At 57.2% G+C, this 1,304-nt stretch carries 1 protein-coding gene and 1 other annotated feature; the gene reads right to left on the bottom strand.

Annotated elements, in window-relative coordinates:
• Positions 1–39: 39 nt before the first annotated feature.
• Positions 40–1,268, bottom strand: a protein-coding gene (locus tag ACFO5Q_RS16720) for an IS3 family transposase (RefSeq protein ID WP_156431930.1) whose coding sequence is annotated in 2 segments (ribosomal slippage) — positions 40–980 and positions 980–1,268 — 1,230 coding nt in all. Because the reading frame shifts where the segments join, the coding sequence is not laid out codon by codon here.
• Positions 871–987: a sequence feature (AL1L pseudoknot), on the bottom strand. (Overlaps the previous gene by 117 nt.)
• Positions 1,269–1,304: the final 36 nt, after the last annotated feature.

Raw genomic sequence — 1,304 nt, forward strand, 5'->3', positions numbered from 1 at the left:
TGAACCGCCCCGGGATTGTCGGAGGCAGGTTGGTTTAAGTTAAGCGGCCATGGGGCGTTCGTCCAGCATGGCGTAGTAATTTCTCTCAGCCTCGGCAGGTGGAATGTTGCCGATTGGCTCCAGCAGGCGTCGATGATTGAACCAGTCGACCCATTCAAGCGTCGCAAATTCAACCATCTCAAATGACCGCCACGGCCCTCGCCGATGGATGACTTCGGCCTTGTAGAGCCCGTTGATCGTCTCGGCGAGTGCGTTGTCGTAACTGTCCCCGACGCTGCCAACCGATGGTTCGATACCATCTTCTGCCAAGCGTTCGGTGTATCGGATCGAGACATACTGGCTGCCCCGGTCACTGTGATGGATAAGCCCGCCTTTTCTTGCTGGCCTGCGGTCATGCAGAGCCTGTTCAAGTGCGTCCAGCACAAAGCCCGTATGTGCCGTCCTGCTGACCCGCCAGCCAACGATGCGCCTGGCAAACACATCAATGACAAAAGCTACATAAACAAAGCCCTGCCATGTGGCGACATAAGTGAAGTCAGACACCCACAACATGTTGGGTGCCGGGGCATGGAACTCGCGGTTCACTTGGTCAAGTGGACAAGGGGCTGACTTGTCGCTAAAGGTGGTGCGAACAGGCTTGCCTCGAATGGCGCCTTGTAGCCCCATCTCGCGCATCAGACGCTCGACTGTGCAGCGGGCCACATGAAAGCCTTCACGGCCGAGTTGACGCCATATTTTGCGGACACCGTAGACCAGAAAGTTCTCCTCAAAGACACGGGCAATCTCCGGCTTCAGTGCCATATCGCGCTGTGCCCGTGCAGACAGAAGTGACGGGTCACGGCGACAGGCCAGATGGTGGTGGTATGTGGATGGGGCGATCTGCAGCAAACGACAGATCGGCTCGACCCCATACAGGTCCCGGTGCTCGTCGATAAAACTGATCAACGTCTCAGTGGGCGGTCGAGCTCCGCCTGGGCAAAATAAGCCGATGCCTTGCGCAAGATCTCGTTGGCTTGCCTCAGTTCCCGGTTCTCCCGTTCAAGGGCCTTCAGCTTGTCGGCAACCTCGGTCGGCATACCAGCCCGCTGGCCGCTGTCCACCTCTGCTTTCTTGACCCATTCGTTCAGGGTCTGAGGGACACAGCCAATCTTGCTGGAGATGGATACAATCGCTGCCCAACGGGACGGATAATCGCCCTCATGGGAAAATACCATGCGGACCGCACGGTCGCGGACTTCAGGTGAAAATTTGTTCGTGGTCTTGCTCATAATGGCTCCTTTTACTCAGAAGTTGGAGCCTCCGGC

Source organism: Kordiimonas lipolytica (assembly GCF_042651265.1).
Taxonomy (GTDB): domain Bacteria; phylum Pseudomonadota; class Alphaproteobacteria; order Sphingomonadales; family Kordiimonadaceae; genus Kordiimonas; species Kordiimonas lipolytica.